The organism is Pseudomonas sp. SMN5 (assembly GCF_052041925.1).
Taxonomy (GTDB): domain Bacteria; phylum Pseudomonadota; class Gammaproteobacteria; order Pseudomonadales; family Pseudomonadaceae; genus Aquipseudomonas.
Genome location: NZ_JBKGGX010000024.1, coordinates 64,381 through 88,763, shown reverse-complemented (window position 1 = coordinate 88,763; position 24,383 = coordinate 64,381). Strand labels below are relative to the sequence as shown.

General features: G+C 62.5%; 21 protein-coding genes and 1 pseudogene. 12 read left to right on the top strand and 10 right to left on the bottom strand.

Going from position 1 to position 24,383, the window contains the following annotated elements:
• Positions 1-522 precede the first annotated feature (522 nt).
• From ACLEJR_RS21780 to ACLEJR_RS21760, 5 genes and pseudogenes are all read left to right on the top strand, one after another.
• Positions 523-1,884 carry a cache domain-containing protein gene (locus tag ACLEJR_RS21780; RefSeq protein WP_440816419.1) on the top strand — a complete coding sequence of 454 codons (1,362 nt, stop codon included), beginning with the start codon at positions 523-525 and terminating at the stop codon, positions 1,882-1,884.
• Between the two features lie 31 nt (positions 1,885-1,915).
• A complete protein-coding gene (locus ACLEJR_RS21775) occupies positions 1,916-2,548 on the top strand; it encodes a response regulator (protein ID WP_440793102.1) in 633 nt (210 codons plus the stop codon).
• A gap of 207 nt (positions 2,549-2,755) precedes the next feature.
• Positions 2,756-3,548, top strand: a pseudogene (locus ACLEJR_RS21770) (transporter substrate-binding domain-containing protein).
• A gap of 295 nt (positions 3,549-3,843) precedes the next feature.
• Positions 3,844-4,269 carry a hypothetical protein gene (locus ACLEJR_RS21765; RefSeq protein ID WP_440816417.1) on the top strand — a complete coding sequence of 142 codons (426 nt, stop codon included), beginning with the start codon at positions 3,844-3,846 and terminating at the stop codon, positions 4,267-4,269.
• 412 nt (positions 4,270-4,681) lie between these two features.
• Positions 4,682-5,884, top strand: a complete 1,203-nt coding sequence (locus tag ACLEJR_RS21760) for an NAD(P)/FAD-dependent oxidoreductase (protein ID WP_440816414.1) — start codon at positions 4,682-4,684, stop codon at positions 5,882-5,884.
• 186 nt (positions 5,885-6,070) lie between these two features.
• Here the strand turns inward: ACLEJR_RS21760 and ACLEJR_RS21755 are convergent, their stop codons facing one another.
• Positions 6,071-6,529, bottom strand: a complete 459-nt coding sequence (locus ACLEJR_RS21755) for a metallophosphoesterase family protein (RefSeq protein ID WP_440816411.1) — start codon at positions 6,527-6,529, stop codon at positions 6,071-6,073.
• A gap of 142 nt (positions 6,530-6,671) precedes the next feature.
• Between ACLEJR_RS21755 and ACLEJR_RS21750 the strand changes: the two genes are divergently transcribed.
• From ACLEJR_RS21750 to ACLEJR_RS21740, 3 genes are all read left to right on the top strand, one after another.
• A complete protein-coding gene (locus ACLEJR_RS21750; protein WP_440816408.1) occupies positions 6,672-8,240 on the top strand; it encodes a sensor domain-containing diguanylate cyclase in 1,569 nt (522 codons plus the stop codon).
• Between the two features lie 108 nt (positions 8,241-8,348).
• Complete coding sequence (locus tag ACLEJR_RS21745) at positions 8,349-10,349, top strand: peptidase U32 family protein (RefSeq protein WP_440816424.1); 2,001 nt, start codon at positions 8,349-8,351, stop codon at positions 10,347-10,349.
• A 321-nt stretch (positions 10,350-10,670) separates the two neighbouring features.
• Complete coding sequence (locus tag ACLEJR_RS21740) at positions 10,671-12,410, top strand: dipeptidase (protein ID WP_440816405.1); 1,740 nt, start codon at positions 10,671-10,673, stop codon at positions 12,408-12,410.
• Between the two features lie 132 nt (positions 12,411-12,542).
• Here the strand turns inward: ACLEJR_RS21740 and ACLEJR_RS21735 are convergent, their stop codons facing one another.
• Positions 12,543-12,767 carry a DUF3079 domain-containing protein gene (locus tag ACLEJR_RS21735; RefSeq protein ID WP_440816403.1) on the bottom strand — a complete coding sequence of 75 codons (225 nt, stop codon included), beginning with the start codon at positions 12,765-12,767 and terminating at the stop codon, positions 12,543-12,545.
• A gap of 187 nt (positions 12,768-12,954) precedes the next feature.
• Here ACLEJR_RS21735 and ACLEJR_RS21730 point away from each other — a divergent pair, with 187 nt between their 5' ends.
• The 4 genes from ACLEJR_RS21730 to ACLEJR_RS21715 are packed head-to-tail and all read left to right on the top strand — an operon-like array spanning position 12,955 to position 16,075.
• Entirely contained in the window at positions 12,955-13,485 is a 531-nt protein-coding gene (locus ACLEJR_RS21730) for an iron transporter (protein ID WP_440793118.1), read from the top strand.
• A 59-nt stretch (positions 13,486-13,544) separates the two neighbouring features.
• Complete coding sequence (locus ACLEJR_RS21725; RefSeq protein ID WP_440793538.1) at positions 13,545-13,850, top strand: cupredoxin domain-containing protein; 306 nt, start codon at positions 13,545-13,547, stop codon at positions 13,848-13,850.
• A 21-nt stretch (positions 13,851-13,871) separates the two neighbouring features.
• Positions 13,872-14,726 (top strand): FTR1 family iron permease, encoded by an 855-nt coding sequence (locus ACLEJR_RS21720; protein ID WP_440816400.1) that lies wholly within the window; start codon positions 13,872-13,874, stop codon positions 14,724-14,726.
• Positions 14,714-16,075, top strand: coding sequence for a 4Fe-4S binding protein (locus ACLEJR_RS21715; RefSeq protein WP_440816397.1), 1,362 nt, complete (start codon positions 14,714-14,716; stop codon positions 16,073-16,075). The genes ACLEJR_RS21720 and ACLEJR_RS21715 overlap by 13 nt, the downstream gene beginning before the upstream one ends.
• A gap of 173 nt (positions 16,076-16,248) precedes the next feature.
• On the opposite strand, the gene ACLEJR_RS21710 is transcribed toward ACLEJR_RS21715, so the two are convergent.
• The 8 genes from ACLEJR_RS21710 to narH all read right to left on the bottom strand — a co-directional run bounded on the left by ACLEJR_RS21710 (position 16,249) and on the right by narH (position 24,383).
• Positions 16,249-16,944, bottom strand: coding sequence for an anaerobic ribonucleoside-triphosphate reductase activating protein (locus tag ACLEJR_RS21710; RefSeq protein WP_440816394.1), 696 nt, complete (start codon positions 16,942-16,944; stop codon positions 16,249-16,251).
• Positions 16,941-17,102 carry an anaerobic ribonucleoside-triphosphate reductase gene (nrdD, locus tag ACLEJR_RS21705; RefSeq protein WP_280639811.1) on the bottom strand — a complete coding sequence of 54 codons (162 nt, stop codon included), beginning with the start codon at positions 17,100-17,102 and terminating at the stop codon, positions 16,941-16,943. Before nrdD ends, ACLEJR_RS21710 begins: the two co-directional genes overlap by 4 nt.
• Before the next feature lie 31 nt (positions 17,103-17,133).
• Positions 17,134-19,149, bottom strand: coding sequence for a ribonucleoside triphosphate reductase (locus ACLEJR_RS21700; protein ID WP_440816392.1), 2,016 nt, complete (start codon positions 19,147-19,149; stop codon positions 17,134-17,136).
• Positions 19,150-19,425: 276 nt separating this feature from the next.
• Positions 19,426-20,418, bottom strand: a complete 993-nt coding sequence (gene moaA / locus ACLEJR_RS21695; protein WP_440793129.1) for a GTP 3',8-cyclase MoaA — start codon at positions 20,416-20,418, stop codon at positions 19,426-19,428.
• 25 nt (positions 20,419-20,443) lie between these two features.
• Positions 20,444-21,403: a peptidylprolyl isomerase gene (locus tag ACLEJR_RS21690; RefSeq protein WP_440816389.1), complete on the bottom strand. Its 960-nt coding sequence runs from the start codon at positions 21,401-21,403 to the stop codon at positions 20,444-20,446.
• Positions 21,404-21,413: 10 nt separating this feature from the next.
• Positions 21,414-22,094: a respiratory nitrate reductase subunit gamma gene (gene narI, locus ACLEJR_RS21685; protein WP_440793133.1), complete on the bottom strand. Its 681-nt coding sequence runs from the start codon at positions 22,092-22,094 to the stop codon at positions 21,414-21,416.
• Positions 22,087-22,842, bottom strand: coding sequence for a nitrate reductase molybdenum cofactor assembly chaperone (narJ, locus tag ACLEJR_RS21680; RefSeq protein WP_440816386.1), 756 nt, complete (start codon positions 22,840-22,842; stop codon positions 22,087-22,089). Before narJ ends, narI begins: the two co-directional genes overlap by 8 nt.
• A 2-nt stretch (positions 22,843-22,844) precedes the next feature.
• Positions 22,845-24,383, bottom strand: coding sequence for a nitrate reductase subunit beta (gene narH, locus ACLEJR_RS21675; RefSeq protein ID WP_440793137.1), 1,539 nt, complete (start codon positions 24,381-24,383; stop codon positions 22,845-22,847).

Genomic DNA, 24,383 nt, shown 5'->3' with positions numbered 1-24,383 from the left:
CAGGCTGTAGTAGCGGTAGGCGACCAGGTAGATGGCCACGGCTGCGACGACGATCCAGAGAGCGTTGATGGCTTCGCCGCGGCGCAGGGCCACGACACTCAACGCACAGGCTCCCAGAACAGCCACGGCAAACCAGGCGAGGTGTTTAACCAGACGGGTTGTCATTGCATGTCTCCTGCCGATATCCAGTGGATTGCGGCGATTGTTTTTATAGTGTGCCCCGGCTATTCGGAGCCGGCCCAATATCCCTGCAAGCCGTCAATAAATAAATCCGTAGTACTACGTAGATGCCCGGTGCGGACTCCCCTGTGGGAGCGAGCTTGCTCGCGATGAGGCCCTGTCCGTCAACATCAGCGGCGACTGATCGGACGCCATCGCGAGCAAGCTCGCTCCCACAGGGGTTAATGGGCGTCTACAGATTCAGTGTCTGTCCCCACAGGTTTCCCTCTCCTATCCGGCGGCCGGTTTGACATATGATGCCAAGCATCGACCTCTCCCCCGCGAGTCCGGACAGGAGTACCCATGTTGCTCAAACACAAAATCGTCGCCCTGGGGATCCTGCCCCTGGTCCTGGCGATCGCGGTGATCTGCGCGTTGGTGATTTCCCTCAACCGCCAATTGGGGGATCAGCAAGCGCAATTGATCGAAGACAGCATCCTGGCGAGCAAGCGCGCCGAGTTGAAGAACTATGTCGAGATGGCGCAGAGCCTGATCGCCCCGCTGTATAACGATGGTAAGGGTGACGAGCGGGCGCAGCAGCAGGTATTGGAAGAACTGCGCAAGCTCAGCTTCGGCATCAACGGTTATTTCTTCGTGTACGACCGCCAGGGTCGCAGCCTGATGCACGCGCGCCAGTCGGAACTGGTGGGCCAGTACCTCTGGGATATGAAGGATCCCCATGGCTTGCCGGTCATCCAGGCCCTGATCAAAAGCGCCGAGTCCGGCGAAGGTTTCCAGCGCTATGCCTGGAACAAGCCCTCCTCCGGCCAGGTTACCGACAAACTGGCCTATGTGGTGATGCTGGAGCGATGGGGCTGGATGCTCGGCACCGGGATTTACCTGGAGGATGTCGAACGCGCCACCCAACAAGCTCGCGACGAAGTGGCCCAGGGCATCCACACCACCATGTTGGCGATTGCCGCCGTCGCCCTGGTGGCGGTGCTGCTGGTGTTCGCCGGCGGCATGACCCTCAACGTCAGCGAACATCGCCTGGCCGACAAGAAACTCCAGCGCTTGAACCAGCGCATTGTCAGCTTGCAGGAAGAAGAGCGCTCGCGGGTGTCTCGCGAGCTTCACGACGGCATCAGCCAGTTGCTGGTGTCGATAAAATTCCAGTTCGAACTCGCCAGCCACGTCCTTGAAAATGGTCAGGAGAACGGCCTGGGGATCCTGAAGAACGCCACGGACCGACTGGGCGAAGCCATCGGCGAGATCCGCAGCATTTCCCACGACCTGCGCTCTTCCCTGCTCGACACCCTGGGCCTGCCCGCTGCCATCGGCCAGCTCGCCAGCGAGTTCCAGCAGCGTAGCGGACTCGAAGTGTCCTACCGCAGCAACGAGTTCGATTGTCGCCTGGAGAATGGCGCGCCGGTCTCGCTGTTTCGCATTGCCCAGGAGGCGCTGACCAACATCGAACGGCATGCCGGGGCGAAAAGCGTTGGCATCACCCTGTTCGGCTCCGCCCAGTCCCTGCGCCTGACCGTGGTGGATGACGGCATGGGGTTCAACGTCCCGCAGGTCGAACGCGGCCATAGCGGCATTGGCCTGCGCAATATCCGCGAACGGGTCGAGCATTTCGGCGGTAGGCTGGAAGTAAGCTCGGTACCGGGACGCAGCGAACTGGACATTCTGCTGCCGATGAACATGTCTGCGACGCAAAGTTGATGCCCCGCCCACCCAATACGAGTACCTGCCGATGAACCTGCCTGCCGTGATCCGCGTCGCACTGGTCGACGACCACTCCCTGGTCCGCGACGGCATCAGGGCCCTGTTGTCCGTGATGCCGCAACTGGACGTGGTAGGCGAAGCCGAGAGCGGTGCGCAAGCGATCGACATGGTCGGGCGCTGCCAGCCGGACCTGCTGCTGATGGACATCAGCCTCAAGGACATGAACGGTCTGGAACTGACCCGGCTGCTGGGTAAGCAATACCCCAGCCTCAAGATCCTGATCCTGAGCATGTACGACAATCACGAATACGTGAGCGAGTCGGTGCGCTCCGGCGCCAGTGGCTACGTCCTGAAGAACGCCCCGTCGCGGGAAATCATCGCGGCCATCGAGGCCATCATCGGCGGCGGCACCTTCTACAGCGCCGAAATCGCCCAGCGCCTGGCCAGCGACACCACCAGCGATAACGAACTGACACCCCGCGAGAGCCAGGTGCTGGCCAAGATGGTCCAGGGACTGAACAACAAGGAAATGGCCCGCGAGCTGGACATCAGCGTGCGCACCGTCGAAACCCACCGCCTGAGTATTCGCCGCAAGCTCAACATCGATAAGCCGGCGGCGCTGGCGAAATACGCGATCGACCATGGGCTGATTTCTCGTTAGCCCAGGCCGGCCACGGCCTTTGTGGCGAGGGAGCTTGCTCCCGCTGGGCTGCGTAGCGGCCCAGGGCTCTGACGATTGCTGCGCAATCGAGCGGGAGCAAGCTCCCTCGCCACAGGGTCGCGTACCTCGCGATGCTCCGGTGACAGCCCCCGCCGCGTTTTACTACACTGCCCCGCTCCCCTCCTTTGCTCGCGAGCCGTCCACGCCATGAAAAAAACAACAAGCACAATGACGATCTTCGGCCTGATGGCGCTCTGCGGCAGCGCCTTGGCCGAGCCTGCGGCCTCGCACCTGGACCAGGTGCTGCAACGCGGCGAGCTGCGGGTGTGCACCACCGGCGACTACAAGCCCTACACCTACAAGACCGATACCGGAGAGTACGAAGGGATCGACATCGACATGGCCCGCTCGCTGGCGACCAGTCTCGGCGTCAAGGTGCAATGGGTGCAGACCACCTGGAAAACCTTGATGCCGGACATGCTCGCGGAAAAAATGCGACATCGGCATGGGCGGGGTTTCGGTGACCCTGGAGCGTCAGAAGAAAGCATATTTCAGCAACACCCTTGACGTGGACGGCAAGATCCCGCTGGTGCGCTGTGAGGACCAGGCGCGCTACCAGACCATCGAGCAGATCAACCAGCCTTCGGTGCGCCTGGTAGAACCGGCCGGCGGCACCAACGAAGCCTTCGTGCGGGCCTTCCTGCCCAAGGGCCAGCTGGCCTTCCATGACAACGTGACCATCTTCCAGGAACTGCTGGACAAGAAAGCCGACGTCATGATCACCGATGCGTCGGAAGCGCTCTACCAGCAGAAACTCAAGCCAGGCCTGTGCGCCGTCAACCCCACCCACTACCTGCAATACGGTGAGAAGGCCTACCTGCTGCCCCGTGACGACCATACCTGGAAAATGTACGTCGACCAGTGGCTGCACTTGAGCAAGGCCAATGGCAGTTACCAGAAGGTGATTGCGCAGTGGCTGGCGGTGCCTGCGGCTCAGTGACTGCTTGCTGATGCAATGACACCTGTGGGAGCGAGCCTGCTCGCGATAGCGGGGCTTCAGCCGGCATCAATGCGACTGACCTGACGCTATCGCGAGCAGGCTCGCTCCCACAGACGGCCTCATTGATCCAGGCATTTGTATCGCTCTGTATAACAACTGCGAATTGATACGAAACATTGATTTCAGGCCCTTGCGGCACACATCACCGATACACCCGGGCGTTTAACTGTGCACACCGGACAGCAGCGAGCCAAGCGCTGGCGCCGGCCACTCAATTAACGCAAGGAGAATCATCATGTCCAACATCTCGAAACTGTCTTCCCTGGCAATCGCCCTGGCATTGGTTGGCGGCATCGGCCTGTCCAGCATCGCTTCTGCGAAGGTCGTGACGGCCTTGACCCAGAACCAGCTTGAACAGCAGTTGGCCGAAGGCGGCTCCGATCGACTGATCGAAAACCGTGTGGCCGAAGGCGGCTCCGACCGACTGATCGAGAACCGCGTCGCCGAGGGCGGCTCCGACCGGCTGATCGAAAACCGCGTCGCCGAGGGCGGCTCCGACCGACTGATCGAAAACCGTGTGGCCGAAGGCGGCTCCGACCGACTGATCGAGAACCGCGTCGCCGAGGGCGGCTCCGACCGACTGATCGAAAACCGTGTGGCCGAGGGCGGCGCCGATCGGTTGCAGGAGCTGCGTGAGCGCAACTCGGCAGCGGTGGTGTAGGACCATGCCGGGCACGGCCCGCGCTGACCATTCACCAAGAAGCACAAATGCAGGTGTCGGGCCACGCTCCTGGACACCTGCCGATGCTCGGGCGGCGCGTACGTGTCCCGCGAACAATCCCCCATTGTGGGAGCGAGCCTGCTCGCGATAAGGCCCTACCCAGCGACCTCATGCGCCGGATCGGCGTCCGCCGCCCCCGGCTCTAACACCTTCGTATAGCGCGTTAATACCCAGACATGTCGCCACTGACCTTATGTAGAAGTGTCGGATCGCAGGGCCGCGAATACCATCGTCCCTAGCGAACCGAAACTGGATCGGCTGATGCGCCGCACTTTTTCGGCACTTCGCAACACGGTCACGCTGAAACAGTTGAACAATTCAACGTATCGATTCTTGTCTTCGGGAGCTCATCATGAAACAGCATATTCTGGTTGTTGGCGCCGGCTTCGGTGGCGTCTGGAGCGCATTGAGCGCGGCCCGCCTGCTGGACCGGCACGAGCGCAATGACATACAGATCAGTGTCCTCGCCCCGCAGGCGGAGTTGCGCATACGCCCGCGCTTCTACGAGCCGGACGTCCACACCATGAAGGCGTCGCTGGACGCATTGTTCGACGTCGTGGGCATCCAGTTCGTCCAAGGTTTTGCAGACAGTATCGACACAACGTCTAAGCAAGTCGGCTACCACGACGCCTCCGGCGCCCGGGGTACGTTGAGCTACGATCGCCTGGTCCTCGCCGCTGGCAGCCAACTGATGCGCCCGGCGCTCAACGGCATAAGCGAGCACACCTTCGATGTCGACGAAATCGAACAGGCAACGCGTCTCGAGACGCATATCAAATCCCTGAAGAACCTGCCCGACAGCCCGGCCCGCAACACCGTGGTGGTGGCCGGCGGCGGCTTCACCGGAATCGAAACCGCCACTGAAATGCCCGCCCGCTTGCGCGCCGTGCTGGGCGAGAACGCCAACATCCGGGTCATCGTGGTCGATCGCGGCCCGCAAATCGGCGCCTCGCTGGGCGAAGGTATTCGTCCGTCGCTTATCGAAGCGTCCGATCACCTGGGGATCGAGTGGATTCTCAACGCCTCGGTCGATTCGGTGGATGCCGGCGGCGTCACGCTCTCGGACGGTCAGCGCATCGAATCGAACACGGTGATCTGGACCGTCGGTTTCCAAGCCAGCCCGCTGACCCAGCAAGTGCTCGGCACTCGGGATCGTCAGGGCCGCTTGCATGTGGACGGCAATCTCAGGGTATTGGGCCAGAACGACATCTTCGCCGCCGGTGACGTGGCTTATGCCGCCACCGATACCTTGGGCAACTTCGCCGCCATGTCCTGCCAACACGCCATTGCCCTCGGACGCTACGCCGGCAACAACGTGGCCGCCGACCTGCTGGGCGTGGCACCGACCGCCTACAGCCAGCCCAAGTATGTGACGTGCCTGGACCTGGGCGCCTGGGGCGCGGTGTACACCGAAGGCTGGGATCGCCAGCTCAAGCTGGTGGGACAGGAAGCCAAGGAGCTCAAGTCCCAGATCAACTCGGTGTGGATCTACCCGCCCGCCGCCGATCGTGCGACAGCCCTGGCAGCGGCCGACCCCTCGATCCCGGTCGCCTGATCTGCACGCTCCATCCCGGCCAGTCTTCTCCTTTCTGAGCCGGCTTTTCCCGGACGCCCACCACTGTCATTTCGGCGGGCGTTTTTTTTGCCTGCCCCTATGCACCGCAAGCGTCACCAGCCGACGGTCGCCGACAGCAGCCACGGCGTGCCTGCCCTCTCCTGTTCGACTTGACTATGGCTAATTTCAGTCCAGTAACGACACAATCCGCGGTTCGATCCCTGCCGCATTCACCTCCAGCAACGCCAGCGTCACCGGCAGCTTGAACCGGCGACGTCCGGCGCTGCCGGGATTCAGATAGAGCCGCTCCTCGCGCCATTCGATTTTCGGCTGATGCGAATGTCCGGTAATCACCACCTTCACGCTCGGGTCGAGCAGCGCCGGCACATCCGCGATGTCGTGCACCAGCAGCACGGGCCAGCCACAGAGCTCGAATCGCAGGTGCTCGGCCACGGACGCGGCCCAATCGGCTCCTGCATCATTGTTGCCGACCACCACAGACAGCGGGGCAACGGCCGCAAGCTGATCGAGGATATCCGGGCTGCCGATGTCACCGGCGTGGATGATCCGCTCACAGCCTTCAAGCGCCGCAAGCGCTTGCGGGCGCAGCAAACCGTGAGTATCGGAAATAACGCCAACTTTCATGTAGTCTCCTTGGTCAATCACTAGGGCCGACCGGATCCGCGACCGGAGAGCGTTCTCTCCCACGGAATATTGCGCCAGGTTTGAATAAGATAAGCTGCGCACCCATTAGTGCGCAGACAGAACAGTCGTAAAGGAAATGTAAATGCTTGGACGCAAACGGCCGGAGCCCATGCTGCAAAGCTCCGATGAAGCCTTCTCCCCCCAGGCTGTGCGCACTGGAGCGGCGCTGCGGCTGACGGTGAGCTTCATGCTGGTGGTGGTCATCGCCTTCCTGGCCGTCGAAGGCTGGCGGACCTGGCGCGATTACCGTGCTGCCTTCGCCTCGGCCCGCGATTCGGTGACCAACCTGGCGCGGGCGACGGCGCAGCACGCCGAAGATACCATTCGCCAGGTAGACGTGGTGACCGCGGCCCTCAGCGAGCGCGTGGAAGGCGATGGCCTGCGCAACATGGACATCCCGCGCATTCACAAACTGCTGGTGCAGCAATCGGCCATCATGCCGCAGTTGCACGGGTTGTTTATCTACGGTCCCGACGGTGAATGGGTGGTCACTGACAAGGAAGTGACCCCGGAAATGGCGAACAACGCCGACCGCGACTACTTCCAGTACCACCGAACCCACGAGGATCGCAACGTGCGGATCGGCGAGGTGATCAGAAGCCGCTCCACCAACGACCTGATCATTCCGATCTCCCGGCGCCTGAACAATCCCGACGGCTCGTTCGCCGGCGTCATGCTGGGCACGGTCAAGGTCAGCTATTTCGTCGACTACTACGGCGACTTCAAGATCGACGACAAGGGCGCCCTGGTCCTCGCCACACGCAGCGGGACCATCCTGGTGCGCCGGCCGTTCGTGGCCTCGGTGGTGGGCAAGAGCCTGCTCAACAGTGTGATCTTCAAGAATTTCCTGCCCACCTCGAACCAGGGCGTCGCCGAGGCCAGGGCGGTGATCGACGACACCGAACGCCTGTACGGCTACCGGGCCCTGACCACCTACCCACTGGTGGTGGAAGCCGGCCTGTCTCGCGAATCGATTATCGCGCCCTGGCGTCGCGACCTGCTCAAGACCGGCATCGTGCTGGTGTTCCTGATCACCATACTCGTCGGTTTCGGGCTCATTGTCCTGAGCCAGCTGCGCTACCGGATGACCATGGAGAAGCAGATCCGCAGCGCCCACGAGACCATGCGCGATATGGCCCTGACCGACAGCCTGACCGGCCTGGGCAACCGCCGCCGGTTGGACATTGCCCTGGCCGATCAGATTCGCCTGGCCAGGCGCCAGGGTTCTTCTCTTGCATTGATCATGCTCGATGTCGACTACTTCAAGCGCTACAACGACAGATACGGTCACGCTGCGGGGGATGAATGCCTTCGGGCGATCGCAGGGGCGATCCAGCAGACGATCAAGCGCCCGGGAGATCTGGCGGTCAGGTACGGCGGTGAAGAATTCACCGTGTTGCTGCCCAACACGGATAACTCCGGGGCGGCCCAGGTCGCGCAGCAGATCCTGGAATCCGTCCGTGCCCTGAACATCGAGCACGCCGACCATCCATTGGGCATGGTCACTGCCAGCGCGGGCATCACCACCAGCCAGCCGGCCGCCGAAGAGGTCACGCCGGCGATGCTGATCAAGGCCGCCGACGCCTTCTTGTACCTGGCCAAGAACACCGGCCGAAACCGTTGGTGCAGCGCCGGACTGACGCCGCAATAGTCGCCGTGCATCGGTCCGCAGCGCGCAAAACCAAGTCTGCAGGTGCCTGTCGGGCGCCTGGCGGCTACAATGCGCGCTTCGACCGTGACCAGCCTGACTAAAAAACCAATGTCCTTGCCCAAACATCACCTGGAACTGCTCAGCCCCGCCCGCGACGTGACCATTGCCCGCGAGGCCATCCTGCATGGCGCCGACGCCGTGTACATCGGGGGCCCGAGTTTCGGCGCACGACACAACGCCTGCAACGAGGTGAGCGATATTGCCCGGCTGGTGGAGTTCGCCCATCGCTACCACGCCCGCGTCTTCACCACGATCAACACCATCCTGCACGACAACGAGCTGGAGCCGGCCCGCCAACTGATCCACCAACTGTACGATGCCGGTGTCGACGCCTTGATCGTCCAGGACTTGGGGGTGATGGAACTGGACATCCCGCCGATAGAGCTGCACGCCAGCACCCAGACCGACATCCGCACCCTGGCACGAGCCAAATTCCTCGACCAGGCCGGCTTCTCGCAACTGGTTCTGGCCCGCGAGCTGAACCTTGCGGAAATCCGCGCCATCGCCGACGAAACCGAAGCGGCCATCGAGTTCTTCATCCATGGCGCGCTGTGCGTGGCGTTTTCCGGCCAGTGCAACATTTCCCACGCCCAGAACGGCCGCAGCGCCAACCGCGGCGATTGCTCCCAGGCCTGTCGCCTGCCCTACACCCTCAAGGATGACCAGGGCCGCGTGGTGGCCTACGAAAAACACCTGTTGTCGATGAAAGACAACAACCAGAGCGCCAACATCCGCGCCCTGGTGGAAGCCGGCGTGCGCTCGTTCAAGATCGAAGGGCGCTATAAGGACATGGGCTATGTGAAGAACATCACGGCCTATTACCGTCAGCGCCTGGACGCCGTCCTCGAAGACCGCCCGGACCTGGCCCGTGCCTCCAGCGGCCGCACCGCGCATTTCTTCGTGCCGGACCCGGAAAAGACTTTCCACCGCGGCAGCACCGATTACTTCGTCAGCGAGCGCAAGATCGACATCGGTGCCTTCGATTCGCCTACCTTTACCGGCGTGCCAGTGGGTGTGGTGGAGAAAGTCGGCAAGCGCGACCTGCAGGTGGTGACCTTCGATCCGCTGTCCAACGGCGACGGCCTCAATGTGCTGGTCAAGCGTGAAGTCGTGGGCTTTAGGGCCAACATCGCCGAGCCCAAGGGCGAGTTCGAGGAAGACGGCCAGAAGCGCTACCGCTACCGTGTCGAGCCCAACGAGATGCCGGCGGGCATGTACCAGTTGCGCCCGAACCATCCGTTGAGCCGCAACCTGGACCACAACTGGCAGCAAGCGCTGCTCAAGACTTCCTCGGAGCGCCGGGTCGGCCTGGCCTGGACCGCTCGCTTGCGCGAAGAACGCCTGGAACTGACCGCCACCAGCGAGGAAGGCATCAGCGCCAGCGTCACCCTGGACGGGCCGTTCGGCCTCGCCAACAAGCCCGAACAAGCCCTGGAGCAACTGCGCGACCTGCTCGGCCAGCTGGGTACCACCGAATACCACGCCACGAACGTCGAGCTGGATGCGCCCCAGGCGTTCTTCATTCCCAACTCGCAGCTCAAGGCATTGCGCCGCGAAGTCATCGAAGCGCTGACCGCTGCCCGCGTCGCGGCTCATCCACGGGGCGGGCGCAAGGCCGAGACCAGCCCGCCACCGGTGTACCCGGAGTCGCACCTGTCGTTCCTGGCCAACGTCTACAACCAGAAGGCCCGCGACTTCTACCATCGCCACGGGGTCAAGCTGATCGACGCGGCGTTCGAGGCCCATGAGGAAACCGGCGAGGTGCCGGTGATGATCACCAAGCACTGCCTGCGCTTCTCCTTCAACCTCTGCCCCAAACAGGCCAAGGGCGTCACCGGCGTGCGCACCAAGGTCGCGCCGATGCAGCTGATCCACGGCGATGAGGTCCTGACGTTGAAGTTCGACTGCAAGCCTTGCGAAATGCATGTGGTGGGCAAGATCAAGGGCCACATCCTGGATCTGCCGCTGCCGGGCAGTACGGCGGAGCCGGTGGTGGGTTATATCAGCCCTGAGGATCTGCTCAAGACCATTCCTCGCGCACCGCATTAAGCCGCTGCAAGCAAAAATCCTGAGGCGATCACCTGACCTGTGGCGAGGGAGCTTGCTCCCGCTGGGTCGCGTAGCGGCCCCTTTTTTTGTGGGCGCTACGCCCTGGTGCGCCAGCCCGGCCAAGCGGGAGCAAGCTCCCCCGCCACTGGGACTGGGTAAAACTCAGTGGACAGCATTTACCCCAATAGAGGGTTTGCATGACTCGGCCGCGACCGCAGCCACATTTGTTTTTGTACAGGCCTCCTCACGGTGTTAGGTTGTAAGTGATTGTTTCGTCGAACAGACGCTCACTTCCAACCTTCTGCAAAGGAATGCCCCGCAATGGACTTTTCGTTCAAGCACCTGGCCCTGTCCACCCTGATGCTGTCCAGCCTCGCCGCGATCACCACGCCCGCCTTCGCCAATATCACCGCGCAACAGAACGCCGCCATCGTCAAGACCTTTTCCGACAACTCCGTAACGGACTTCCGTCAGTTCCTGGCAAGCGTCGGCAAGAGCGACGTGGCAAAAACCGCCAACCTCGCCCCGGCCATCGATGGGTTCCTCGGCAACCAAACCCTGACCGCCGAACAGCAGAATGAAATCCATCGCCTGCTCGGCCTCTACGCGCGGGTGAAGTATGGCAACGCGGCCACCGAAACCCTGAAGGAGCTGGTCGCCATCCCGACCTTTCGCAAGGAAGGTGTCGCCCAGCACGAGAACCCCGAGTTCCTGAAGATCGCCGACAAGATCCAGGGCCTGGCCAAAGCCTTCAACCTGAACTTCCGCAATGTCGACAACCGCGTCTACGAGATTTCCCTCGAAGGCAGCGGTGACGAAGTGGTGGGCATCCACGCCCATGCCGACGTGGTGCCGGTGACGCCGGAAAACTGGGTATTGAAGGACGGCACCCGCCTCGATCCGTTCAAGGTCACCCTGGTGGGCGACCGCATGTATGGCCGTGGCACCGAGGACGACAAGAACGGCATCGTGGTGGCGTTGTACGCGATGAAGATCATCAAGGAAGAAAACCTGCCGCTGGCGCGTCATTTCAAGCTGCTGATCGACACCACTGAAGAAACCAGCGGTGACGCCATCCCTTATTACTTCGAACGCAACCCGACGCCCAACTACAACCTGGCGCTGGACGGCGGCTACCCGGTGGTGATCGCCGAAAAAGGCTACGGCACGGTCATGGCGAACTTTGCCCGGCGCCCCGCACAGGGCAAGGGCGCAGAAATCACCGGGCTGACCGGCGGCCTGGCGACCAACCAGATTCCGTCGACCTCGGTGGCGACCTTCGCCAGCGACAAGCCGGCCGAACTGGCCGCGGCACTGCTCAAGGCCGGCAGCGAATATGCCAAGGACAACGGCGGTGACTTCCAGGTGGCCACCCAGGTGGTCGGCAAGGACGTCCAGCTGACCTTCACCGGCGTTTCGGCGCACTCCTCCGAGCCCGAGTCCGGGGTCAATCCGGTGGCGCGCATGCTGGTGTTCATCAACGGCCTCGACGGCAAGGTCGCGCTCAAGCACAACCACATCACCGACGCCGCCCGCTACGCCGCCGACAACTGGGGCCTGGACTACTTGGGTAAAAAGCTGGGGATCGGTTTCTCCGACGATTTCATGGGCCCGCTCACTGCGTCCCTGACCTATGTCGGGATGGACGAGAAGACCTTCAAGCTGGCGGTCAACCTGCGAGTACCGGTGGGCAAGACCACCGAAGCGCTGAAGACTGAAATCGCCGACAAGCTGGCGGCCTGGAGCAAAAAATCCAAGGTGGCCGTGGCCTTCGACTACTCCCTCGACGAGCCGATGTACCGCAACCCTGAAGGCGAATGGGTCAAGGCATTATTGGCCGTCGCCACCGAAAACCTCGGGATGGAGCACAAATACGGCACCTCCGCTGGAGCCACCTCGGTGCATGACCTGCCCAACGGCGTGCAATTCGGCCTGGCAATGCCCGACGTCAAATACACCGGGCATAACGACAACGAGTTCAAGACGGTGGAGCAGTTCCTGCTGGACTTGCAGATCGTGACCGAGATGATGGGCCGGGTCGGGCAGTTGCCGAAGTTGTAGGGCTGTCTTGTTCACCGTGGCGAGGGAGCTTGCTCCCGCTCGGCCGGGCTGGCGCACCAGTGCGCAGCGACCGCAAGCTTTCAGGGCTGCTGCGCAGCCCAGCGGGAGCAAGCTCCCTCGCCACGGGTTTGGCTACTCCTTCAGATTGGCACTTTGATCCACGGACGGGTCCGTGACGTCCGTCAGCTCCAGCCCCCAATCCCCATGCAGATACCAATCCTCCCCGATCATCTCCGCCGGATGCATCGTTCGATCGGCGCCGTTGCCGCACGCCAGGGCGCTGGCTGCGCAATAGCGGTCGCAGCCCCAGCAGATGCGCTCGGGATGCTTGGGGCTGAGAGGAAACGGCTTGGCCATGAGAACCCCGCTGACAGATGGGTGTACCTGTACCCTACCGCGCCAGCCCCGGGCTTGCCTTGATATCGATCAAGAATCGCCTTGTACCGTCTTTGCACAATCACTCTGAAAATTGACAATAATCATTATTATTCGCAGCAAAGCTTCCTAGACTCGGCCATCTTTTTTGCCAGCCCAGGAAGTCATCATGCGCACCCTTGCTCCCCTGTCTCTCGCCCTGCTGTTTCTCGCGCCGCTGGCCCAGGCCAAGGAATATCCCATCGGCGAACCGCAACTGTGTCCCGGCCTGGAAGTCGGCGCGGTGTATCTGCAACCGATTGAAATGGCACCGGCCGGCATGATGCGCCCCACGGCCGATTCCGATGTGCATCTGGAAGCCGACATCCGCGCCACGGCAGACAACAGGCAGGGCTTCCAGGAAGGCAGTTTCGTGCCCTACCTCAACGTGTCGTTCCTGCTGAAAAAACACGGCAACGATACCGAACTCAAGGGTGACTTCCACGCCATGGTCGCCAATGACGGTCCGCATTATGGCGACAACGTCAAACTGCTCGGCCCCGGCAAATACCAGCTGACCTTCACTGTGTTGCCGCCCGGCGGGCATGCGTCCCTCGGTCGGCATACCGACAAAGAGACCGGCGTCGCCCCCTGGTTCGAACGATGTGAATTGCACTACGAGTTCGTCTATGCCGGGATCGGTAAAAAAGGCGGGTACTGAGTATGAGTTACGCAACTGGCGTAAGGCACATCGCGAGCCACCGACGCCTGGCCCGGTGGATGCTCGCCGGCCTGGTGGTGCCCTGCATCGCCCATGCCCAACTGCCCACTTATGAACTGAGCATCCGCGACGGGCATTTCACCCCGGCCTTGCTGGAAGTCCCGGCCGGCCAGCGCTTCAAAATCGTGCTGAAGAATGTCGGCCAAGGCCCGGCGGAATTCGAGAGCACGCCGCTACGGGTGGAGAAAGTGCTGTCCCCCGGCGTCACGACCTTCGTGGTCATCCATCCGCTGCGGCCCGGGCACTACCCGTTTTTCGATGAATTCAATCCGCAGTTGCCCGAGGGCGGCATCCTCGCCCGGTAATCGCCAGCAGGAGGCGTTTGCATGACTCAATCGATGTTCATTGTCTGGCGCGAAAGCGTCGAGGCATTGTTGGTAATCGGCATTCTCCAGGCCTGGGTCAGCCGCCAGCGGCAAGCCAGCCAGTTGGTGCGCTACGTTTGGCTGGGCGCGGCATTGGGGCTGTTGCTTTCAGGCGTGCTGGCCGGGCTGATTCTGTTGGCGGGCGAAGCCATGAGCGGCGCGGCCAATGAATGGTTCCAGGCAGCATTGGCATTGCTCGCCAGTCTGCTGATCGTGCAGATGGTCGGCTGGATGCATCGCCATGCGCGCACACTCAAACACGATCTGACCCGCCACGCCGACCATCGCCTGAGCCGCCAGGGCGGTCTGGGATTGTTGGTGCTGGCGCTGCTGGCGGTCAGTCGCGAAGGCAGCGAAACCGTGGTCTTCCTGTATGGCGCCGGTGCTCGTCTGCAAGGGCCGCAGCTGGGCCTGTTCGCCGTGGGCGCGGTGGCCGGGCTGGTGCTGTCGCTGCTGACTGTGTCGGCACTGCACAGCAGTCGCCGGTTCATTTCCTGGCCGCGTTTCTTCGCCATCAGCGAAGCGATCCTGCTGCTGTTGGGGGCGGCCCTGCTGGTCAGCGGCATCGAGCGGGTCGCCGGGCAATTGCTGGCGATGGATTGGCCCGAGGCGGTGTATCGCGGCATCGGCGATGCGTTGTGGGACAGCAGCGCAGTACTGGACGACGGCCATGGGTTCGGCGGGTTTCTGGCGGATTTCGCCGGTTATCGCGCCAGCCCCAGTGCGTTGACCCTGCTGGTATGGCTGGGCTATTGGGGCGTGGTCGCGGGTTGGCTGCGGCCACGCAAGCCGGAAAACCTGCCATGCCCGACCTGAACCCCTGGCTCCAGCGCCTGGGCGACGGTATGCGGCGCCACGGTGGAGCTATTCGCCGGATACAGTGGCTGGTGGTGCTGTTCTACGCGGTACTGCTGGTGGTGCCGGCACTTTCGCCATTACCGGACAGCCAGGCGAGGCTGTTCGACAACCTGACACTGCTGGCGCAGTTTCTGTTCTGGGGGCTGTGGTGGCCGTTCGTGTTGCTGTCGATCGTGCTGTTCGGACGGCTCTGGTGCGGCGTACTCTGCCCGGAAGGCGCCTTGAGCGAATGGGCCAGCCAGTATGGCAAGGGCCTGGGAATGCCGCGCGCCTTGCGCTGGGCTGGCTGGCCGACCGTGGCGTTCTGCCTGACCACGGTTTATGGGCAGTTGATCAGCGTGTACGACTACGCCCAGGCGGCGCTGTTGATCCTGGGGGGCTCGACCGTCGCGGCGGTGTTGGTCGGCCTGTTGTTCGCCCGGGGCAAGCGGGTCTGGTGCCGCTACCTGTGTCCGGTCAGCGGCGTGTTCGCCCTGCTCGCGCGCCTGGCACCGGTGCACTTTCGAGTCGACGAACAGCGCTGGCTGGAAAATCCCGCGCCGCGTCGCCCGCCACCCAACTGCGCTCCCTTGCTGGACATCCGGCGTCTGCGCGGCGCCGCCGATTGCCACGCCTGTGGGCGTTGCAGCGGCCAGCGCGATGCGGTGCGCCTGATCGCCCGCTCCAGCAGTGAGGAAATTCTCGATGCAACGGCCGACACGCTGTCGCCCTGGGATATCCGCTTACTGCTGTTCGGTGTCATCGGCCTGCCCATGGGCGCCTTTCAGTGGACCGTCAGCCCCTGGTTCATCGCCCTCAAGCAAGCCCTGGCGCAATGGCTGGTGGCACACGACCAGAGCTGGGCCTTGGAGGATAACGCGCCCTGGTGGCTGCTGACCCACTATCCCCAGCTCAACGACAGCTTCAGCTGGCTCGATGGGCTTTGCATCCTCGCCTACTTGAGCCTCAGCGCGTTGCTGTTGGGCAGCGTGTTGATGCTGTTGATGCGCCTGGCGGCGAAACTCGCCGGCGATCCCGCGCACGACCGGACACTGGCGATCACCCTGACGCCCCTGGGTGCAGCAGGACTGTTCCTCGGTTTGTCCGCCACCACGGTCAAATTGCTGCGCTACGAAGGCCTGTTGCTTGAATGGGTCCAGCCCGCCAGGGCCGGGTTGTTGCTAGCCGCCATGGCCTGGAGTCTATGGCTGGGCTACAAACGCCTCGAATCGACTGCCCCCGCCCGCCGCCTCTGCGCCATGGCCTGCCTGGTATCAGCCAACAGCCTGGTCGGGTATGGCTGGTGGTTGCAGTTCTGGGGGTGGTGAGCCACTCAACTCAAAACCAAGCGCTGTGGGAGCGAACCTGCCCGCGATGGCGTCAGGTCAGCTACATTGATGTTGGCTGACACACCGCCATCGCGAGCAGGCTCGCTCCCACAATGATTTGGGGTGGACGTTGAATGCTGAGAACTCCCGGCTCCCACAATCATTCGCGCTGCTCAACTGCGCAACACAAACGAAGGAAACAACTCCCGCAACTCGCCCCACAGCTCGGGTTGCAAGCTGTGCGCCGAGACACTGGAAAGATGAGGATCAAGCATCCGCGCAGTGCGCACCAATTGCACTGCGAAACGCCTGACGCCACGCTCGTTGAGGCGTCGGGCCAGAGTCAGCAGGCGATCAGGGTCGAACAGATGCCAATGCACCGTGGTGCGGCATTCGTAATCCACGCCGCTGTCGAGAAGATAGTCGAGACTGCGCCAATTGGCGCTACCGCTGCCTTCGACCCGGGTCACCTCCAGGGCATCCTCGGGCAAGGCCTTGATGTCGAATCCCACCCAGTCCGCCAGCCCCACCACTTTGGCAAAGGCCGCCGGCTTAATCCCGGCACTGTGCAGCCCGATGCGAAAACCCATCTGCCGCACCTCCTCCATGGCCGCTGCCAGGCCTTCCTGCAAGGTCGGCTCGCCGCCACTGAACACCACGGCATCGAGCAGATCCTGACGGCGTTGCAAAAACGCCAGCACCCGGCACCAATCCACCTCCTCGCTGCCGCGCGGCGGGATCAGTTGCGGGTTATGGCAATAACGACACCGCCAGGCGCAGCCCTGGCAGAACAGCACGCAGGCCAACTGGCCTGGGTAATCGAGGGTGGTCAGGGGCACCAGGCCCCCGACCCGGAGCACTCGACTCATGGACGCCCGGCCGCACGTTCAGTGAAGTGCACCCGCTCGCGATGCTCGGACTGTTTGCCCGGATTGAAAGCCGCCACCGGACGGTGATAGCCCATCACTCGTGTCCAGACTTCGCAACGTTGACGCTGTGCCTGTGGAAGGGATTGTGCTGCGCTCATGGGTGAAGCTCCTTGCGGTTGATGGATCGGATCAGTGGACGCTGCCGGCAAGCTGCTGTTGCAGCAGCAAGGCTTCGTCGCATTTCGGACAGAATTCGTGTTCGCCGGCCAGGTAGCCATGCACCGGGCAGATGGAAAATGTCGGCGTCACGGTGAGGTACGGTAAGCGAAAACGCCCTAACGCCTTGCGCACCAGTTGCTTGCAGGCCTGGGTCGAGGAAATCTGCTCGGCCATGTACAGGTGCAACACGGTGCCGCCGGTATATTTGCACTGCAGTTCGTCTTGCAGCTCCAAGGCCTCGAACGGGTCGTCGGTGAACCCCACCGGCAGTTGCGACGAATTGGTGTAGTACGGTGCAACCGGGCTGCCCGCCTGCAAGATGTCCGGGAAGCGCTTGAGGTCCTCTTTGGCGAAGCGGTAGGTGGTACCTTCGGCGGGGGTGGCTTCGAGGTTGTAGAGGTGACCGGTTTCTTCCTGGAAACGCAGGAGCGTGGCCCGCACATGGTCGAGCAGTTTCAGGGCGAACTCACGCCCCTGCTCGGTGTGCAGGCCCTGCTGGTCGTCGGTGAAATTGCGCAGCATTTCGTGCAAGCCATTCACGCCGATGGTGGAGAAATGATTACGCAAGGTGCCCAGGTAGCGCTTGGTATAGGGGTACAAGCCGGCGTCCATGTGATGCTGGATCACCTTGCGCTTGACCTCCAGGCTCTCCATCGCCAGTTCCATCAGCGCGTCCAGGCGTTGCAGCAGCGCACTGGTGTTGCCCTTGTACAGGTAGCCCAGGCGGGCGCAGTTGATCGTCACCACGCCCAGGGAACCGGTCTGCTCCGCGGAGCCGAACAACCCGCCCCCGCGCTTGAGCAGCTCGCGCACGTCCAGTTGCAGGCGGCAACACATTGATCGCACCTGGTTGGGTTGCATGTCCGAATTGAGGAAGTTCTGGAAGTACGGCAAGCCATAACGGGCGGTCATTTCAAACAGCCGGTCGGCGTTCTCGCTGTCCCACGGGAAGTCGTGGGTAATGTTGTAGGTCGGAATCGGAAAGGTGAACACCCGCCCTTTCGCATCGCCGGCCTGCATCACCTCGATGTAGGCGCGGTTGAGCAGTTCCATTTCCGCTTGCAGGTCACCGTAGGCAAACGGCATCTCCTCACCGCCGATCACCGGGATCTGTTCGCGCAGATCCTGCGGGCAGACCCAGTCGAACGTAAGATTGGTGAACGGCGTCTGGGTGCCCCAGCGCGACGGAACGTTGAGGTTATAGATGAATTCCTGCAACGACTGGCGGACTTCGTCGTAGCTGAGGTTGTCCTTGCGCACGTAGGGGGCCAGGTAGGTGTCGAACGAGCTGAAAGCCTGGGCGCCGGCCCATTCGTTCTGCAGGGTGCCAAGGAAGTTCACCATCTGTCCCAGGGCGCTGCTCAAGTGCTTGGGTGGCCCGGCCTCGACCCGTCCCGGCACGCCGTTGAGGCCTTCGTGCAACAGCGTGCGCAGGGACCAACCGGCGCAGTAGCCGGCGAGCATGTCCAGATCGTGGATATGCAGGTCGGCCTCGCGATGCGCCTGGCCGATGGCCTGGCTGTAGACCTCGTCGAGCCAGTAGTTGGCGGTGACCTTGCCCGATACGTTGAGGATCAGCCCACCGAGGGAATAGCCCTGGTTGGCGTTGGCCTGCACGCGCCAGTCTTCACGATCGAGGTATTCGTTCATCGAGGTGGCGACTTCCACCAGGGTGCGACGGTCTCGGCGCAGGCGTCCGTGTTGCTCGCGGTAGACGATGTAGGCGCGCATGGAGAGAAAGTAACCGGCGTCCATCAGCACCCGTTCGACCCGGTCCTGGATCTGTTCGACGTTCAAGCGTGACTGCCCTTCCAATCGGGCCAGCACGGCTTTGAGCAATTGCTCGGCCTCGACCTCGGCATACTCACCGGTGGCCTTGCCGGCGGCAATCAATGCCTGGCGGATCTTGTCCGCATCGAAGGCGACCACACTGCCGTCGCGCTTGTGCAAACGGTTACAGCCTATCGAGATCAATGTGCTCTGCATTTTGGCTCCAGACACTACATATAGGGCTTTAGGTTTCTTTAAACACAATATGCAGTGAAGAGTACGGCCAAAGGGATGGGTTGCAATTGATCGATATCAAGAATTGGGGGTGGGTCTGTTGGGGTGATGGTGACGGTGCGGCCCTCATCGCGAGCAGGCTCGCTCCCACAGGGATTTGCGCAAGGCCGCAAATTTTGCCCACACCAAAGATCCCTTGTGGGAGCGAGCCCTGCTCGCGATGACGGCGGATCAGCTTGCATCAATGTTGAAAGATGCTCACCCCCCACTCATGTTCATGAACCGCACAATCTGCACCTCCCCGCCAGGATTGAAGTCATGACGCAGGGGTTTGCCGCGCAGGGCTTGTTGCACGGCGTGGACCACCGGCTGATCATCCAGCGGATAGCGCCGCAACAGACTCCGCAGGTCGAGGGAATCTTCTTGCCCGAGGCACAGCAGCAAGCGCCCTTCCACCGTCATCCGCACCCGGTTGCAACTGGCGCAGAAGTTGTGGGTGTTGGGCGAAATGAAGCCGATGCGAGTCTGCGGGTGACGCTCCAGGCGCACGTAGCGCGCCGGTCCGCCGCTATTTTCCGCGCTGTCCAGCAGCCGGTGGTGGCTGGCGATCACCGCCCGCACTTCGTCGCTGGAGCAGAACGCCTCGCCCCGGGAACGCCCGACCTCCCCCAGGGGCATTTCCTCGATGAAGCTGATGTCGATGCGCTGGTCGATGGCGTATTGCACCAACGCCGGCACCTCGTCGAAGTTGCGCCCCTTCATCACCACGCAGTTGAGCTTGACCCGCTCGAAGCCCGCCGATGTCGCCGATTCAATCCCGGCCAGTACCTGATCGAGGTTGCCGTTTCGAGTGATTGCCCGAAAGCGTGCTCCGTCAAGGCTGTCGAGGCTGATGTTCATGCGCTTCACCCCGGCATCGACAAGAGGCCGGGCCAGTCGTCCGAGCTGCGAGCCGTTGCTGGTCATCACCAACTCCCGCAAGCCAGGCAATGCCGCGATCTCGCGGCACAGCCCGACAATGCCCGGGCGGATCAACGGCTCGCCACCGGTCAGGCGAATCTTCTTTACCCCCAGCCCGACGAACAACCGCGCCAGGCGCTGCAACTCCTCCAGGGTCAACACTTGCTGGCGCGGCAGGAAGGTCATGTTTTTCGCCATGCAGTACACACAGCGAAAATCACAACGATCGGTCACCGACATCCGCAGATAATCGATCTGGCGCCCAAATCCGTCCTGCAACAGCGTGTTCATGAATACCCCCTGATGGACCCGATGCTCACTGCACCAGCGGCGAGTCAGCGCCCTGGAGATGAATGCCGCGGATGTCCGCCGCACCGATCAGGGTTTGCAGGTACTGCACCAGTGCTTTCTGCCAGACGCCTTGCTGCAATTGGGTACGGATCGCCGTCGCCACCGCCTCGTAAGGCAGCGGCTGGCCGTCGATGCGCTGGTCGACACTGATCACGTGCCAGCCATAGCGACTTTCCAGCGGCGTGCCACACAGCCCCGCCGGCAACCCGAAAAGTTGGCGCTCCAGTTCGGGCACGGTCTGGCCCTTGCTGATCTGCCCCAGAGAGCCACCCTGCCCCTTGGACGGACACGCCGAATACTTCTGTGCCAGCTCGGCGAAACTGCCAGGAAACTGGTCCAGCCGCTCCAGCAGCAACTCGGCCTGGACGTGGGCCAGGCTGCGGGCCTCGGCATCGTCCGGCGCGCATTCGAGCAGGATATGCCGCACCGCCAGCAGCGGGGCGCTGTGAAAGCGCGCCCGGTTGCTCTGGAAGTAACGCAGGCAGGTCGCTTCGTCACACTGCGGCACCTGCACTTCACGTTCGAGCAACAGCCGCGTCGCCGCTTCCTCTTCGTTCTCACCGGCACCGACCTGCAACGCCAGGCCCAGTTCGGCAATCCGTTGCTGGAGCAACTCACGGATCACCAAGGCCCGTGCCGCCTGATAGACCGCTTCCTCGCGACTTTCGGCCGGATGGTATTGCAGCTCCAGGGCCATTGCCTGCGGGCTGATCGACACGCCGTTGACGCTGATGATCGGCCACTCCTGCTCACTGCTGGCGATCAACTGCGAAGGTGCTTGTTCCTGCACCGCCGACCCGGCCTGGACCGGTTCGAACGGCACCGCACCGGGCGCTTCGACATCGGCCATCGCAGCTGCCTTTGCCGAGGAACCACAACCGCCACCGCCGCCATTACCGCCGCCACATCCGCATCCACTTGTCATGGTCGTCTCCTCAGAACTTCTGCCGAACGATTTGATAACGCCGACCCAGGTACCAGACCGGCGCACTGACGATGTGCACCAGACGGGTGAACGGGAACAGCACGAACAGCGTCAGGCCCAACAGCACATGGAGCTTGTAGACCAGGCCTACCGGCGCCATCGAGGTCGCGGCTTCCACTGGACGCAGCAGCACGGTGTTCTGGGCCCAGTCGGCCAGCATCACCATCACCGAGCCATCCATGTGTGCGGTCGAGGCAACGATGGTCATCAGGCCGAGCACCAGTTGCACCAGCAGCACCACCAGCACCAGGATGTCGGAGGTATTTGAGGTGGCTCGAACCCGTGGATCGGTCAGGCGCCGGTTGAGCAACATCAGCAACCCGACCAGGCCCAGCACACCGAAAAAGCCACCGGAGACCATTGCCAGCAACTGCTTGTGCTCGGTGCTCAGCACATGGTGGTAGACCGCCGATGGCGTCAGCAGACCGACGAAATGCCCGGCCAGCACGAACAGCACGCCGACGTGGAACAGGTTGCTCGCTACCCGCATGCCGCCCTTGCTGAGCATCTGGCTGGAGCCGGCCTTCCAGGTGTACTGGGACAAGTCGAACCGTGCCCAACTGCCGATCAGGCAAATCGCCAGGGCGACATAGGGGTAGACCCCGAACAACAACAGATCCCATTTAGACATTGCCCACCTCCCCGGCAGGCGCAGCGGCCCGCCCTTCATGCTGAAAATCCACCCAGTGCAACGGCACCGCACTTTCTTCCCGGGCCTTGCCCGGCGCGCTTGGCATAGAGCTGCAACGGTCCTGCTGCTCGGCCTTCATGAAATCCACCGCCTCTTCTTCCCAGACCCGGTCCAGGGCTTCGAGGGAATCGTCCCGTGGCTCGGCCTTCACTTGCTCGCGCAGTTCGGCGACCGCGCCCTGGGGTTCGGCCCCGGCGATCTGCAACAAGGCCCGGAAACAACTGGCATAGACGCTTTCACGCTCCTCCAAGCGTGCCGCGAGCAAGGCCAGCAGATGCGCGACATCCGCCAGGCCCTCGCGGGCCTCCAGGTCTTCGCGGGTAGAGAGGAATTCCAGATACAGCGGGAGATAATCAGGCAGCTCCTTGATGCCGATGGCAAAACCCGCCTCTTCGTACTGGGCCATCATGTCCACCATGGCCTGGCCGCGGTCGCGGGACTCGCCATGGACATGCTCGAACAGCAGCAGCGACAGCGAACGCCCGCGTCCGAACAACGCGCCGTAATGCTCCTGGCCATCCATCAGGTCCGTGCCGCAAATCGTCTCCAGCAGTTCGAACAACCCCGCCCGTTGGTTCGGGCTGATTTCCCGTGCCTGGAGAATCGCCTGTTCCAACTCGTCACGACCGGCCACCAGGGTCTCGGTCGGGTAGTCGAGCAGCAACGAAATCACCTTGAGAATGCGCATGCTCATTCCTCCCACAACTGCACGGTCTTGATCACGTCACGCCGGTTGGCCTTCTTGCCACCGAACATGTTGGTGTCGGAGCTGCCGCTGCAACCGCTGCCGAAGCTGAAGCCGCAACCGGAACGCTCGGCGAACGCATCGCTCATGGCGTCTTCGCGGTGCGCGCTGGGCACTACGAAGCGGTCTTCATAGTTGGCGATGGCCAGGTAGCGGTACATCTCTTCAACCTGATTTACATCCAGGCCGACATCGGCCAGCACTTGCAGGTCTTGTACGCCATCGACCTGTTCGGAGCGTTTGTAGGCCCGCATCGCCAGCAGGCGCTTGAGGGCGCGCTTGACCGGTTTTTCATCGCCGGCGGTCAGCAGGTTCGCCAGGTAGCGCAGGGGAATGCGCAGGCTGTCGACATCCGGCAGGACGCCGTTCATGCCCACCGTGCCGGCTGCGGCGGCGTTCTGGATCGGCGACAGCGGCGGTACGTACCAGACCATCGGCAAGGTGCGGTATTCCGGGTGCAACGGCAGTGCGAGTTTCCAGTCCACGGCCATTTTGTAGACCGGCGAGCGTTGCGCCGAGTCGATCACCGACTGCGGCACGCCGTCGGCCAGGGCCTGGCGGATCACCGCCGGGTCGTTCGGGTCGAGGAAAATCTCCAGCTGTTTCTCGTACAGGTCATGCTCGTTGGCGGTGCTGGCCACTTCGCTGATGCGGTCGGCGTCATACAGCAGCACACCCAGGTAGCGAATGCGACCGACGCAGGTTTCCGCGCAGACGGTCGGCATCCCGGCTTCGATGCGCGGGTAGCAGAAGATGCATTTTTCCGACTTGCCGCTTTTCCAGTTGAAGTAGATCTTCTTGTACGGGCAGCCACTGATGCACATGCGCCAGCCACGGCATTTTTCCTGGTCGATCAGGACGATGCCGTCCTCTTCACGCTTGTAGATCGCGCCGCTCGGGCAGGACGCCGCGCACGCCGGATTGAGGCAGTGCTCGCACAGGCGCGGCAGGTACATCATGAAGGTGTTTTCGTACTCGCCGTAGATGTCCGCCTGGATCTGGTCGAAGTTCTTGTCCTTGCGCCGCTTGGCAAACTCGGTGCCGAGGATTTCCTCCCAGTTCGGGCCCCATTCGATTTTCTCCATGCGCTTGCCCGACACCAGCGAACGCGGTCGCGCGACCGGCTGATGCTCGCCCAGCGGTGCGGTGTGCAGATGCTGGTAGTCGAAGTCGAACGGTTCGTAATAGTCGTCCAGGCCCGGCAGGTCGGGGTTGGCGAAGATGTTCGCCAGCACCCGGAACTTGCCACCGATGCGCGGGTTGATCGAGCCGTCGGCGTTACGGATCCAGCCGCCCTTCCACTTGTCCTGGTTTTCCCACTCCTTGGGATAACCGATACCCGGCTTGGTCTCGACGTTGTTGAACCAGGCGTATTCCATGCCTTCGCGGCTGGTCCAGACGTTCTTGCAGGTGATCGAACAGGTGTGGCAGCCGATGCATTTGTCCAGGTTCAGGACCATGCCGATTTGTGAGCGGATCTTCAT